Here is a 13,254-nt window from a genome sequence, read left to right on the forward strand (position 1 = left end):
AACGGCAATAAGCTACTGAAAGGAGCTATGCGGACCTATGTACAAAAGATTAAGTGCCATAATGTTCCCGCTTACCGCACTCTTGCTGCTCGGAGCGCTAGTCTGGGGATATCAGGAGAATCAGGAGAAGAATTCGATTCTGATCAAGGCGGAGAACCAGTATCAGCGCGCGTTCCATGATCTGTCCTTTCATGTGGAGCGGCTTCACGGGGAACTGGGAAATACGCTTGCGGTGAACACTACCTCTAACGGAAGGCACCGCAAGGGACTGGTCAATGTATGGCGGATTACCAGCGAGGCGCAGAACGAGATTAACCAGCTGCCGCTGACGCTGCTGCCGTTCAGTGAGACGGAGGAGTTCCTCTCCAAGATCGCTAATTTCTCCTACAAGGCTGCGGTACGTGACTTCACGAAGAAGCCGCTGACAGAGGGCGAGATGGCGAATCTGAAGACGCTCTACGAGAATTCGGCTGAAATCTCCAAGGACCTGCAGACGGTTCAGGACAAGGTCATCGGCAAGAAGCTGCGCTGGATGGATGTGGAGACTGCGCTTGCTACAGAGCAGAAGGCCGAAGACAACACAATCATCGACGGGTTCAAAACAGTAGACAAACGCGTGGCGGCTTATCCGGAGCTGGACTATGGCCCCTCGGTTGCAAGCATCTATGCCAAGCGGTCGGTGAAGAAGCTGGGCGGCAAGCCGGTTACCGGAGAGCAGATCAAGGCCAAGGCGCTGAAATTCGCCGGGCTGGGCGGGAAGGCACAAGTGAAGATTCAGGAGAACGGTAAGGGGACCGAGTGGGCTTCTTACACAGCCAATGTGACTTCCGCAGATCATAAGGAGCCGGTCTCGATGGATTTCACGGCGGAAGGCGGACTGCTGATCTCATACAACGACAACCGTGAGGTAGGGCCGGCCAAAGTATCCATGAAGCAGGCGGTGGAGAAGGCAGGCAAGTTCCTGGAGAAGAAGGGATATCCCGGCATGACCGCAGTCAGTGCGGATCGTTATGATAATCTGGGCAATCTGACTTTCGTCAGCAGCCAGGGCGGCGTGCTGATCTATCCCGAGAAATTGACGGTTCGCGTCGGGCTGGACACCGGTGAAGCTACAGGGTTCCAGGCCAGCGACTATGTTCATGAGCATAAGGAGAAGCGCGAGCTGCCTAAGCCGCAGCTGTCCCTAGCTGAAGCCAGGGCGATGCTTAACCCCGAGTTCAAGGAGCTGTATAACAGGCTGGCCTGGATCGAGAATGAGGATGCTGTTGAACTGCTGACCTATGAATTCGGCGGCAAAATCAACGGCTCGCAGTTCAGAATTTATCTGAATGCCGCAGACGGCAATGAGGAAGCGGTGGAACAGATCCGCACCTCCTTGGGAGCGCAGGACAAATAGCCGGGATTCGCCGGGGCGGCCTAAGCACGGCTATACGGCTATATAGAGAAGACGCATTTCCGGAAGCGGGAGGCGTCTTTTTTTTGCAATGAAATATAGATAGGCTTCACGCTGGGGGTAACGGGGACGGTTCCATGCCTAATAATATTTCTGACCGGTTATGAAAGGGCATGCTATAATCAGTTTAGCATTTATTACTAACTCAAGCGGCGGTGACAGGTTTGTATCCCAAAATCAATGAGTATCTATATCTCCAGGTGGCATCCAGCGATGCGGCTGAGTCTGAGACCCAGTACCGGGCAAGGATTGCTGATATGGAGGACGAGAGCTTCCTGATAGAAATTCCTATGCATGAGAGCAACGGGCGGCTTAAGAAGCTGTTCGTCGGTGACGAGCTGTCGGTCTATTTTCTCACAGAGGGCGGCATCAAGAATTACTTCAATACTCATGTGCTCGGATTCAAGGAAGAGGTTATCCGGATGGTCCGGCTGCGGAAGCCTGCGGCAGAATCCATCTTCAAAATGCAGCGCCGCAGTTTCTTCCGCGTCAATGCTGAGCTGGAGCTGGCCGTTAAGGATGCCCTGGGCAGCCGGTTCCTGGTGCGTACCGAGGATATCGGCGGCGGCGGAACGTCATTTCTCAGCGATGCCAAAATCACTTTGGAGGTGGCCGACAAGCTGGCCTGCTGGCTGCTCGTTTCCTACCGTAACGGAAGCACGGAGCATGTTAATTTCGAAGGCGAAATTGTACGGATCAAACCGCTGGAGACCGGGCGGAATCTGGTCATGGTTAAATTCTCTGCCATTTCCGATGCGGAACGGCAAAAAATTATCCGGTACTGCTTTGAACGCCAATTCGATTTCCGCAACCGCTGATTCCCTGCGCAGAATTTTTTATAGTGGCCCTAAATCAGCTTTTTTCTCCCTAAAAAACCTCAATGTCATTTTGCACTGGGGTTCAAACTGTGGTATAATTTTATAAGTCGCAGGCAATGCCTGCTTTTTTCTTGAGAATATGAGCAAGTTCCTAGAGAGATATGTCGATAGGCATATTTTTGTGGAAGAGTGTTTGAGGAGGAATGCCCCGTTGGACAGGCAGGATACACATACTAACGACCGAATTAACGTCGCCATTGACGGACCTGCCGGGGCAGGCAAGAGCACTGTAGCCCGATTGGTAGCACGGGAGCTGTCTTACATTTATGTGGACACGGGTGCCATGTACCGGGCAATCACCTGGTATATGCTTCGTGAAGGCATAGCTGCGGAAGAACATGAGCTGGTGGGCCGGAAAGTCCATGATATGGCGATTGAGCTTCTGCCGGAGAAAGATGTGCAGAAGGTGCTGATTAATGGGGAAGACATGACCCCGCATATCCGCAGTCTTCAGGTCAGCGGCCAGGTGTCGCAGTATTCGAAGATTGAGGGTGTAAGATCCAAGCTGAGTCAATTGCAGCGTCAGATGGCGCTCCGCAAGGGAGTCGTAATGGACGGCCGGGATATCGGTACAACCGTACTGCCGGATGCCGAAGTGAAGATTTTCATGACGGCAAGTGTGGAGGAGCGTGCTCTCCGTCGTTATAAGGAACTGAAGGATACGGAAACAGTGACTCTCCAGCAGCTTGAACAGGATATTGCAGCGCGGGACCGGCTTGATGAAGGCCGGGAGATTTCACCGCTGTGCCGTGCCGAAGATGCAATTCTTCTGGATACGACGCATATGGATATCCTTCAGGCCGTGGAAGCCATCGTCTCCCACTGCAGAACCTATGTTAACGGGGAGAGAAATTATTTATGATTTATGCATTTTGCGTTGCCTTGCTTCGTATGATTTATGCCATACTGTTCCCGCTCAAGATTGTGGGAAGTGAGAATGTGCCGAAGGAGGGTGGAGTCCTGCTCTGCGCGAATCACATCAGCCTGCTTGATCCTATGACGATCGGCATTAAGCTGAAACGACAGGTAAGATATATGGCCAAGGCGGAATTGTTCAACGTTCCGGTGCTGGGCTGGCTCATTAAGCAATTGGGCGCATTTCCTGTCAAACGTGGCGGCGTAAGCAAAGAATCCATTAAGACGTCCCTCAATACGCTTCGCAGCGGACATATGATGGGCATCTTTCCGGAAGGAACGCGGAACTCCGATTCCGGTTCAGCCAAGAAGGGGGCGGCAAGCTTCGCGCTCCGCAGCGGCGCAGCCGTTGTACCGGCAGCTATTATCGGGTCCTACAAGCCGTTTCGCCGGATGACTGTTGTATATGGGGCACCCATAGACCTTAGTGCCTTTGAAGGTGCGGGAAGTGATTCTCTGGAAGCTGTAACCGATGTAATTATGGGACGCATCCATGAAATGATCAGCACCGGCAAGCCCAGTTCGCGGTAAGACCGGGAGTTAAGTCTGTTGTTCCGGGAATAGCTTATAAATTACAGCATAACCGCTATTTTTTGGAACATACTAATCTACAAAGTGAAATGTTTAACTGAAGCAATGAATGATTGTTTTGAACTCTGCTCTACGCGGGTTTAAATAAATGGGGTTTTGAATCGAGGAGGGTAATCACATGTCTGAAGAAATCAAGAATCAAGAAGCTGCGGATAACGTTGAGAATAACGAGACCGTAGAAGGGGCAGAAGCTGTGGAATCCGCTGTAACTGAGTCTGCAGAAGCAGTTGCCAGCAATGAAGAAGAAGTGACAAGCCAGGAAGGTCTGGAAATCATTTCTCTGAAAAAAGGCGATACCGTGAAAGGAACAATCGTCAAAATCGAAGATAACCAAGCTTATGTAAGCATTGGATATAAATACGACGGCGTAATTCCTATTCGCGAATTGTCTTCCGTACAGCTGGACAATGCCGCAGCAGCGGTAGAAGTTGGCCAGGAAGTGGAATGCAAGGTTGTCAGCATCAACGACAACAAGGAGAGCCTGGTGCTTTCCAAGCGTGCAATCGACAGCGAGAAATCATGGGAAGATCTGGAGAAGTATTTCGCTTCCCAGGAATCCTTTGAAGTTACTGTTGCTGACGTTGTCAAAGGCGGTCTCGTGGCTGATGTTGGCGCGCGCGGCTTCATCCCGGCTTCCATGGTTGAGCGTCACTTCGTTGAAGATTTCAGCGATTACAAAGGCCGCACTCTGCGTGTCAAAGTGAAAGAGCTTGACCGTGAGAACAGCAAGGTAATTCTCTCCGCCAAAGAAGTTCTGGAGGAAGAATTCGAAGCGAACAAGCAGAAGATTATGGCCGAGCTGTCCGAAGGTCAAATCATCGAAGGTACAGTTCAACGCCTGACCCAATTCGGCGCATTCGTTGATGTTGGCGGCGTAGACGGACTGGTTCACGTATCCGAGATCGCTTGGAACCACGTGGAGAAGCCATCCGATGTAGTATCCGAAGGCGACAAGGTTCGCGTTAAAGTACTTAAGGTTGATCCTGAGAAGGGTAAAATCAGCCTCAGCATCAAAGCAGCTGCCCCAGGTCCTTGGGATTCCGCAGCGGGTAAGATCAACATCGGCGATGTGGTTACAGGCGAAGTTAAACGCCTTGTAAACTTCGGCGCATTCGTTGAATTGCTGCCAGGCGTTGAAGGCCTTGTGCATATCTCCCAGATCTCCCATAAGCACATTGGTACTCCGCATGAAGTGCTCAAAGAAGGACAGGAAGTACAAGTGAAAGTGCTTGACTTCAACCCATCCGAGAAGCGCGTCAGCCTGAGCATCAAGGAAACTGAAGAAGCTCCGGCTCCTTCGGCCAGACCAGAACGCAGCAACAGCAGAGACAGAGCGCCTAAGGAAGTGCTGAACAATCCTAACGTATCGCTCAGCAACGAAGGCCTCAGCTTCACACTGGCTGAACGTTTCGGCGACAAGCTCGACAAATTCAAGGGTAACAACTAATCCCTTTGTTATCTCATCATAACGGGTAAAGTAATCGGCGAGCCCTCGATCAGAGGGTTCGCCGATTGTCTTTTCCAAGGCGTACACGAGAGCGGTAAGGCAGCAATAAGACGGTTAGCCAATTGTATTGTTTTTTGCTATGATGAGTAACGTAAGGAAGACAGGAGGAATGAATATGGCAAGACCCGTAGTGGCCATTGTCGGCAGGCCTAACGTCGGAAAGTCGACGATCTTTAACCGGCTGATTGGCGATAGACTGGCCATCGTAGAAGATAAACCGGGGATTACACGTGACCGGATATATGGAGTCTCCGACTGGAACGGCAAATCTTTCAGTGTCATTGATACTGGCGGGATTGAGATTGACGGGGAAGACGCAATTCTGAAGTCGATCCGCGTTCAAGCGGAGCTGGCGATTGAGGAAGCGGATGTGATCGTCTTCATGTGCGAAGCGAAGAGCGGACTCACGAGTTCGGATGAGGAAGTCGCGCAGATTCTATTCCGCTCCGGCAAGCCGATCGTTCTGGCTATCAATAAAGTGGATAATATGAAGCGCACCGAAGATATTTATGAATTTTACACCCTTGGAATTGGTGACCCGATCGGAATTTCAGGAAGCCACGGAACCGGAATCGGAGATCTGCTGGATGCGGTCGTTGAACGTCTTCCGGACAAGGTAGATGAGGAATATGATGAAGATGTGATCCGTGTGGCCTTGATCGGTCGTCCCAATGTAGGTAAATCCTCGCTCGTGAATGCGATTTTAGGCGAAGAACGCGTCATTGTCAGCGATGTTGCGGGTACTACACGTGATGCGATCGATACCCCGTTTGAACGGGATGGCCAGCGTTATGTGCTGATCGATACAGCGGGTATGCGCAAACGCGGCAAGGTCTATGAGAACACGGAAAAATACAGTGTAATGAGAGCCATGAAGGCGATTGAGCGCGCTGATGTTGTACTCGTTGTAATCAACGGCGAAGAAGGCATCATCGACCAGGACAAGCACATTGCCGGGTATGCACATGATGCTGGCAAGGCTTCGGTTTTTGTCGTCAACAAATGGGATGCGATTGAGAAAGATGACAAAACGATGCAGAACTTCGAACGCAACATCCGTGATCACTTCCTGTTCATGAGCTATGCTCCGGTGGTATTCCTGTCTGCGCTTACGAAACAGCGTCTGCAGAAGCTGCTGCCTGTTGTACAGCATGTGGCTCAACAGCACGCCCTGCGGATTACGACACACCTGGTGAATGATGTGGTATCGGATGCTGTGGCGATTAATCCTCCGCCTACGGACAAAGGCCGCCGTCTGCGCATTAACTATGTCACCCAGGTAGCAACGAAGCCGCCGACCATCGTGGTATTCGTCAATGATCCTTCGCTGATGCACTTCTCCTACGAACGTTATCTGGAGAACAAGCTGCGCGCAGCGTTCAATTTCGAGGGTACACCGATCCGCCTCTTTACACGGCGTAAATCCGAGAACGAAGGTTAGGGGAGAAGAGTAGTGGCGTTTGAACTTCTGGTTATCGTTATAAGCTATCTGCTTGGCTCCATCAGCTTCAGTGTATTGCTCGCCCGGCTGCTTAAGGGGATTGATATCCGCCAATATGGAAGCGGCAATGCGGGAGCGACCAATACGCTGCGTGTGATGGGGAAGGGACCGGCCATACTGGTGCTGTTTCTGGACGTACTGAAGGGAATTGCCGCAGTCTGGCTTGGCACATGGGCCGGGGGATGGGGAAGCTGGGTCGCCGTGGTCTGCGGTCTCGCTGCCATCATCGGGCATAACTGGCCGGTCTATTTTCACTTTCGCGGGGGCAAAGGGATTGCAACAACGATTGGCGTGATGGCAACGCTTGTATTTTGGCCTGCGCTGATTGCCGGTGCGGTTGCTATTCTCGCTATTGTTCTTACCCGCTATGTCTCGCTGGGCTCACTGATTTTTGTGGCTCTGACTCCAGTGTTTCTGTTGTTCACGGTGCATACGACTCCAGAGTTATGGGGAAGTCTGATCATCGTGGTGTTCGCCTTCTGGCGTCACCGCAGCAATATCGTGAAGATCTCGCAGGGCCGTGAGAACAAAATCGGCTCCAAAGCCAAGGAGGGGAATCGCGTTGTCTGATAAAGTAACCGTGCTGGTCGCGGGCAGTTGGGGAACTGCGCTGGCTACTGTGCTGGCGGCTAACCACTCGGAGGTTTATCTGTGGACGCGAAAGCCTGAGCAGGCTGCCGAGATCAATGAAGCACATACGAATCATCATTTCCTGCCGGGGATTAAGCTCCCTGGAAATATTATTGCCACCACGGACATGGAGACTGCCGTCTCCGGTTCGAAGGCGGTAGTCATTGTGGCGCCTTCTTCCGGAATGCGCCAGGTGGCACATAGCCTTAAGCCGTTCTGGAAGGAAGATATGCTCTGTATTCACGCCACGAAGGGCTTCGAGACCGAGACCATGAAGCGGATGTCCACAGTGATCTCGGAAGAGCTGGGCTGCGGTGAAAGCGATATTGTTGTGCTCTCCGGGCCGAGCCATGCCGAGGAGGTGGTACGGCTCTGTCCGACCACGGTTGTCGTGGCTTCGCCGGATGAGAGTCGTGCCAAGGCGGCGCAGGGGCTGTTCATTAACAACGACTTCCGTGTGTATACGAACAGGGATCAGCTAGGGGTAGAGCTGGCTGGTGCACTGAAGAATATAATCGCGCTGGGTGCGGGACTATCCGATGGACTTGGCTTCGGGGACAACGCGAAGGCGGCGCTGCTTACCCGCGGCCTGGCCGAGATCTCCCGGGTCGGGGTAGAGATGGGTGCAAATCCCTTAACCTTCTCCGGCCTTGCCGGACTTGGTGACCTGGTCGTAACGGCAACAAGCCAGCACAGCCGCAACTGGCGCGCCGGCTCCATGCTGGGTCAAGGTCAGCCTCTGAATGAGGTGCTGGACTCGATGGGCATGGTTGTTGAAGGCATCCGGACGACGGAGGTTGCTTATGCGATCTCGCTGAAGCTGGGTGTGCAGATGCCGATTACCGACCAGATCTATCATGTGCTGTTCAAGGGCAGAACACCGCGTAATGCGGTGGAAGCTCTGATGGGCCGTGACCGCAAGACAGAGATGGAGGCCATTTCCCAGGAGACCTGGGAGCAGTGGCATTCCTGATCACGTTCACCTTTTGCCGGAATATCTCATATGTTGTTAATGGGGATTGACGGAGGAGGGATGAACAGTGAGCAAAGATTTTTCCAAGGATGCTTTGAACGCCATCAACAAGAAGACGGGCAAAAACATTTCGGAAGGTGCCATCAAAAAGCTGGCCGGTACGGTTAAGCCGGGCACTACGCAGAATGAAGCCCAGCTCCGCCAGTTAATTAAGCAGGTGTCAGCGATGGCTAAAGTGCCTGTCAGCGAGACTACCGTACAGGAGATCGTCAATGCTGTTAAAAAAGGCGGCGCCGGTTCCGGTACAATGGAGTCCTTAATGAAAATGATGCTGAAAAAATAGCATATTCGTTAATTAAGGCCATCCCTTGCGGATGGCCCCTTTTCAGACTGGGTATAGACTCCGGAATGCAACTTGATTCCGCGGTTTATGCCTTTTTTTAAAAGATAAGAATTTCTATTTGTGGGGTTATTTTACTATTCACAGGGGCTGAACTGTAAATTAATACTTAAAAAATGTTCGGATTCACGCTATAATAGTCGCAATCCGGGAAAAGTGAAATGGAGGCGCATGACCTATGGACCCGATGACAAAAATGTGGCTGTCCCTGATTGCGGTACTGATTATGGGCTTATCCGTTTTTTTAATTACTTTTGCACGCAGCAAGACGAAGGGCCTGCTTAGAGCTGTACTATCGATTATTGCCTTTGTTATCCTGCTGCTTGGAGTTTTGGGCGGGGCCGCTTCAATTATGTAAGCATTTACATTAGACTAAGGCAGACGTATTTCTGACAGAATCGTTAATTGATTTTACAGGAATGGGGCGTGTGTTGATCGATGGCCGGTTCAGGAATACCCTATGTGCTTGAGAGTGCACTTGGCAGCATAGCAGAAGAGCTAGATTGTATCGGGCCGGGCAAGCCGCCGGTATGGCTGCTGGGGGGGAGCTGCGGATTGCTGCTGCATGGGGTTCGGCTGAGTGCTGCTCCGCGCGATATTGACCTTTATTGTAGTCTGGAGGATACCCTGCGGCTTCATCAAGCACTGCTGAGGTACACAGTCAGCGCGCCGGAAGAGGATGATAGCGGAGGCTGTTACTCCCTGCGCGGACTCTACTTCATCGGGGAGGTGAAGGTTGAGCTGGTGGGCGGATTCAGAATCGGCAGCGGCTCCGGGCAATATACAGTGGATATCGGTCTGCTGCAGCCCCATGCGCCGAAATGCATTTACGAAGGGATCGGCCGGCTGGCCCTGATGCCGCTTGTCCATGAGCTGATCTTCAATCTGCTGCGGTGCAGGGAGGATCGCTGCCTGGCCATCGCGGAGCTGATCAAGCAGAATGTAGCCGTCCATCTGCCGCTTCTGGAGCAGCTCATTCAGGAGAACCAGCTGGAAGCTGATCTGCAGACGAGATTGGACGAGCTGCTTGGAATATCCGAATCTATACGTATTTAACCTGAATCCAAGGAAGGAGACTGTATGATGAATGCTAAATCGCAACTAACGGTCACTTTCCTTCCGGACAACTGCAGCGCCTCCGTCAAGCATGGCGTCTCGCTGCTGGAGGCTGTGCGTAAAGCCGGAATTAAGCTGCCGACCCGCTGCGGGGGCAAGGCGGGATGTATGATGTGCAAAGTATCCGTGGAGAGTGCAGATGCCGGAGCACTTAGGCCTCCTGCAGAGGCAGAGAAGCGCAAGCTTGGCAGCCTGCTGGATGAAGGCGTCCGTCTGGCCTGTCAGGCCGCCGTATGGGGCGATGTCCGTGTGCATATTCCCGAGGACCCGCTGAAGGCTGCTGTACGCCGCAGACTGGAAGCGGCGCGCCGTGGCGAAGCGGAGGACTTATGGTGACGGTCACTCCCGGTGTGTATGCACCTATAAGACAACAGAGAGGAGCCTCGCGAATGGACTCCATGCATCTGGTGAAGCTCAGGCAGAGACGGAAAAGGTCGGCGCTGCTGCTGCCTTTACTTGTCTTGCTGGTCATGTCTCTAGGCGGCTGCATGTATCCCGGGGAGCAACAGCAGCCCGGCAGCGGATACCGCGAGAGTGTGAAGCGGGTGCAGGCGGCGGTAGATGATTATCAGGAGCAGAAGGGGCTGCTGCCGATCTTGACCAGCGATCAGACCACGCCCAGATACGAGAAATTCGTGATTGATCTGAATAAGCTGCAGCAGGAAGGGTACTTGGATGAAATCCCGGCGGCAGCGTTCGAGAAGGGCGGCAGCGCCCATTTCCTGGTGCTGAATGAGGAGACGGACCCTCAGGTCAAATTGATGGACCTGGTGACTGTGCAGAAGGTTAACGATATCCAGCGTAAGGTGAATCTCTACAAGTCTGGGCACGGCGGGAAGCTTCCGGCAGGGGAGGAGCTGTATCCCGGTCTTGCGTCCATCGACGCCAAACGGGCAGGAACCGGGACGATCAAGCTAAGCAGTGTATATTCGGGTCAGCCACTCGGGTTCCTGATGGATCGCAGCGGGACAGTCTATGTAGATTACAGCGCGGATATTGCTTCAGCAATCGATAAGAACGGCAGTGTGCCTGCGGCAGACCGTGACCTGCGTCTGGAGCTTGAGCAGGCCTCGTACTATGTCCCCGTCAAGTCACTCCCTTATCTGTGGGCCCAGGGCCAACCGGTCCCGCAGGCTCCGCAAGACTAGCAATACACTATTATAATCTAGGGCAGCAGTTCTCCGAGAACAGGAGAATTGCTGTTTTTTTTGCTGGGAAGCGCAGTAAGAATAGTAGTTCTAGGCCGAAGGCCGCCCTCATAGACTTGATGAGAAGACTTGCGGGCGTCTTGACGCGTTGGTGAGCTAGATAGGATATACGAAATTTCAGCTGCAAAATGCGAGGACGCTGGTCATAAATCCGTTACGGATACATATGATGATACTAGTCCAAATGCATGTCCGAGCATTCGGAGTTTAGCGCGGGGCAACCTTGCTTCGCCTCAGGCAATTAAGCTAGGCTTCGGGCGGGCAAAGCTTAGTCCGGTGGTTGTCCTGCAAGGGTCAGTTTGCCGGCGGAACGCGAAGTCGATGCTCTTCAGGCATTTTTTCTTCGGAGTAATATGAGGAGGGGATCTCTTTTGGAAAAAGTGGATATTTTCAAGGACATTGCCGAGCGTACCGGCGGAGACATTTATCTTGGCGTCGTCGGCGCGGTTCGCACGGGGAAATCGACATTCATCAAGCGCTTCATGGAAACGATTGTTCTGCCGAACATCACAAGTGAAGCAGACCGGGTAAGAGCGGTCGATGAGTTGCCGCAAAGTGCGGCAGGCAAAACTATTATGACTACCGAGCCTAAATTCGTACCCAACAATGCGGTGCAGATTAAGGTGGCCGAAGGCCTGGAGGTCAATGTCCGGCTGGTCGATTGTGTAGGCTATGCAGTGGAAGGCGCAAAAGGGTATGAGGATGAAAATGGTCCGCGCATGATCTCGACTCCTTGGTTCGAGGAACCGATTCCATTCCAGGAAGCGGCTGAAATCGGGACACGCAAGGTCATTCAGGAGCACTCTACTCTGGGTGTAGTAGTGACTACCGACGGTACGATTGCCGAGATTCCGCGGAGCTCGTATGTCGATTCCGAAGAACGTGTTATCGCAGAGCTGAAGGAGGTCGGCAAGCCGTTCGTGCTGGTCATCAACTCCACCCGGCCGCGCAGTGAGGAAGTCCAGCAGCTCCGCAGTGAGCTTGCCCTCAAATACGATATTCCGGTGATGACGCTCAGCGCTGCGAATATGACCGAGGACGATGTGACCGGTGTGCTGCGTGAAGTCCTGTATGAATTCCCTGTACATGAGGTCAATGTTAACCTGCCAAGCTGGGTGATGGTGCTGGGCGAGAACCACTGGCTGCGCAGCAACTATGAGAATTCTGTCCGTGATACCGTGAAGGATATCCGCCGTCTGCGTGATGTGGACCGCCTGGTCTCCCAGTTTACAGAATATGATTTCATTGACAGGGCAGGCCTCAGTGGCATGAACATGGGCCAGGGAGTAGCTGAGATTGATCTCTACGCTCCTGAAGAGCTGTATGATCAGGTGCTGATGGAGGTAGTCGGTGTTGAGATTCGCGGCAAGGATCACCTGCTCCAGCTGATGCAGGACTTCTCCCATGCCAAGCGCGAATATGACCGCTTCTCGGAAGCGCTGGAGATGGTCAAAACCACGGGGTATGGCATTGCCGCACCTTCTCTGGCCGAGATGGCGCTGGATGAACCTGAGCTGATCCGCCAAGGCTCCCGCTTCGGAGTCCGGCTGAAGGCAACGGCACCGTCAATCCATATGATCCGTGTGGATGTCGAGTCGGAGTTCTCGCCGATCATCGGTACGGAGAAGCAGAGTGAAGAGCTGGTTCGTTACCTGATGCAGGATTTTGAGAATGACCCGATCAAGATCTGGGAATCGGATATCTTCGGCCGGTCCCTGCATTCCATAGTCCGTGAAGGTATCCAGGGCAAGATTGCAATGATGCCGGATAACGCCCGTTATAAGCTGCAGGAAACGCTGGGCCGGATTATCAACGAGGGCTCGGGCGGCCTGATCGCCATCATCCTCTAACTGAAATAAGCGTGATCTTTGGAGCGGGAGCTTATCCCGCTCTTTTGCTATTTCCGGGCCCTTTCGCTGCTAGAGTGGAAAAGGGGGATTCTCCCTGGAAAGCCTCCGCATTTACGGAATAATTGGTAGTAATAGACTGCACGGATGCAGCGGAAGGAAGGCAAACATGATACTTTCTGCTCCTTTTTTGAGGAACGCCTTGAAATTATGGGTGGGCTGTATTACTATAAGT

Annotated in this window: 14 protein-coding genes; all 14 read left to right on the plus strand. The window is 52.7% G+C overall.

Going from position 1 to position 13,254, the window contains the following annotated elements:
* The first annotated feature begins 37 nt into the window (after window positions 1–37).
* The 14 genes from ypeB (at window position 38) to spoIVA (ending at window position 13,022) form a co-directional block, all read left to right on the plus strand.
* Complete coding sequence (gene ypeB, locus ACFSX3_RS09825; RefSeq protein WP_209993930.1) at window positions 38–1,396, plus strand: germination protein YpeB; 1,359 nt, start codon at window positions 38–40, stop codon at window positions 1,394–1,396.
* A gap of 221 nt (window positions 1,397–1,617) precedes the next feature.
* On the plus strand, window positions 1,618–2,271 hold the full coding sequence (locus ACFSX3_RS09830; RefSeq protein WP_209993929.1) for a flagellar brake protein: 654 nt from the start codon (window positions 1,618–1,620) through the stop codon (window positions 2,269–2,271).
* Between the two features lie 211 nt (window positions 2,272–2,482).
* Entirely contained in the window at window positions 2,483–3,193 is a 711-nt protein-coding gene (gene cmk / locus ACFSX3_RS09835; protein ID WP_339218773.1) for a (d)CMP kinase, read from the plus strand.
* Entirely contained in the window at window positions 3,190–3,777 is a 588-nt protein-coding gene (locus tag ACFSX3_RS09840) for a lysophospholipid acyltransferase family protein (protein WP_209993927.1), read from the plus strand. The genes cmk and ACFSX3_RS09840 overlap by 4 nt, the downstream gene beginning before the upstream one ends.
* Window positions 3,778–3,955: 178 nt before the next feature.
* A complete protein-coding gene (gene rpsA / locus ACFSX3_RS09845; protein WP_209993926.1) occupies window positions 3,956–5,284 on the plus strand; it encodes a 30S ribosomal protein S1 in 1,329 nt (442 codons plus the stop codon).
* 175 nt (window positions 5,285–5,459) lie between these two features.
* Window positions 5,460–6,785 carry a ribosome biogenesis GTPase Der gene (der, locus tag ACFSX3_RS09850; RefSeq protein ID WP_036698150.1) on the plus strand — a complete coding sequence of 442 codons (1,326 nt, stop codon included), beginning with the start codon at window positions 5,460–5,462 and terminating at the stop codon, window positions 6,783–6,785.
* Window positions 6,786–6,797: 12 nt separating this feature from the next.
* Complete coding sequence (gene plsY, locus ACFSX3_RS09855; RefSeq protein WP_209993925.1) at window positions 6,798–7,415, plus strand: glycerol-3-phosphate 1-O-acyltransferase PlsY; 618 nt, start codon at window positions 6,798–6,800, stop codon at window positions 7,413–7,415.
* Complete coding sequence (locus tag ACFSX3_RS09860; protein WP_209993924.1) at window positions 7,408–8,448, plus strand: NAD(P)H-dependent glycerol-3-phosphate dehydrogenase; 1,041 nt, start codon at window positions 7,408–7,410, stop codon at window positions 8,446–8,448. The genes plsY and ACFSX3_RS09860 overlap by 8 nt, the downstream gene beginning before the upstream one ends.
* Window positions 8,449–8,515: 67 nt before the next feature.
* Window positions 8,516–8,791, plus strand: a complete 276-nt coding sequence (locus ACFSX3_RS09865; RefSeq protein ID WP_209993923.1) for a stage VI sporulation protein F — start codon at window positions 8,516–8,518, stop codon at window positions 8,789–8,791.
* 235 nt (window positions 8,792–9,026) lie between these two features.
* Window positions 9,027–9,206: a DUF2768 family protein gene (locus ACFSX3_RS09870; protein ID WP_209993922.1), complete on the plus strand. Its 180-nt coding sequence runs from the start codon at window positions 9,027–9,029 to the stop codon at window positions 9,204–9,206.
* A 104-nt stretch (window positions 9,207–9,310) separates the two neighbouring features.
* Window positions 9,311–9,904 (plus strand): hypothetical protein, encoded by a 594-nt coding sequence (locus ACFSX3_RS09875; RefSeq protein WP_379256106.1) that lies wholly within the window; start codon window positions 9,311–9,313, stop codon window positions 9,902–9,904.
* 24 nt (window positions 9,905–9,928) lie between these two features.
* A complete protein-coding gene (locus tag ACFSX3_RS09880) occupies window positions 9,929–10,300 on the plus strand; it encodes a 2Fe-2S iron-sulfur cluster-binding protein (RefSeq protein ID WP_339218764.1) in 372 nt (123 codons plus the stop codon).
* Between the two features lie 53 nt (window positions 10,301–10,353).
* A complete protein-coding gene (locus ACFSX3_RS09885) occupies window positions 10,354–11,112 on the plus strand; it encodes a DUF3939 domain-containing protein (protein ID WP_209993920.1) in 759 nt (252 codons plus the stop codon).
* Between the two features lie 431 nt (window positions 11,113–11,543).
* Window positions 11,544–13,022, plus strand: coding sequence for a stage IV sporulation protein A (gene spoIVA, locus ACFSX3_RS09890; protein ID WP_209993919.1), 1,479 nt, complete (start codon window positions 11,544–11,546; stop codon window positions 13,020–13,022).
* Window positions 13,023–13,254 lie beyond the last annotated feature (232 nt).

The sequence above is a fragment of the Paenibacillus rhizoplanae genome (assembly GCF_042684125.1).
Taxonomy (GTDB): domain Bacteria; phylum Bacillota; class Bacilli; order Paenibacillales; family Paenibacillaceae; genus Paenibacillus_AQ; species Paenibacillus_AQ rhizoplanae.

Coding starts and splice junctions, on each gene's coding strand:
- ypeB (WP_209993930.1), top strand. CDS start 38: ATGTACAAAAGATTAAGTGCCATAATGTTCCCGCTTACCGCACTCTTG.
- ACFSX3_RS09840 (WP_209993927.1), top strand. CDS start 3,190: ATGATTTATGCATTTTGCGTTGCCTTGCTTCGTATGATTTATGCCATA.
- rpsA (WP_209993926.1), top strand. CDS start 3,956: ATGTCTGAAGAAATCAAGAATCAAGAAGCTGCGGATAACGTTGAGAAT.
- der (WP_036698150.1), top strand. CDS start 5,460: ATGGCAAGACCCGTAGTGGCCATTGTCGGCAGGCCTAACGTCGGAAAG.
- ACFSX3_RS09870 (WP_209993922.1), top strand. CDS start 9,027: ATGGACCCGATGACAAAAATGTGGCTGTCCCTGATTGCGGTACTGATT.
- ACFSX3_RS09880 (WP_339218764.1), top strand. CDS start 9,929: ATGATGAATGCTAAATCGCAACTAACGGTCACTTTCCTTCCGGACAAC.
- ACFSX3_RS09885 (WP_209993920.1), top strand. CDS start 10,354: ATGGACTCCATGCATCTGGTGAAGCTCAGGCAGAGACGGAAAAGGTCG.